1 pseudogene is annotated in these 237 nt (G+C 60.3%); it reads right to left on the bottom strand.

Annotated features, from left to right (window positions below):
• Window positions 1-237 (bottom strand): annotated as a pseudogene (locus SB816_RS34810) (hypothetical protein); the annotation flags it as partial.

Here is a 237-nt window from a genome sequence, read left to right as displayed (position 1 = left end):
CTCCCGCCTTTCGGCCTCGATTGAAAGGCGACCCACCGGGTTGTCACGTTGACTGTGATCGACGTCGGCGGTCGCATCTAGATGGACCCAGAAAATGAAATCGAAGCCCCGGTCCTCGAGGCGCTCGAACTGCTCCTCAGCTGCGGCAAGCTTCAGCAGGCATTGAGCTTGCCAATCCAACCCCACCACGAACCATTTCCACGAATTGTTCCACCCGCGCCACAGGATGGCGCCGGC

This window comes from Achromobacter sp. SIMBA_011, from assembly GCF_046535435.1.
GTDB classification, from domain to species: domain Bacteria; phylum Pseudomonadota; class Gammaproteobacteria; order Burkholderiales; family Burkholderiaceae_B; genus Achromobacter; species Achromobacter dolens.
The sequence above is the reverse complement of the archived record's forward strand: the minus strand, read 5'-3'. Positions and strand labels throughout refer to the sequence as shown.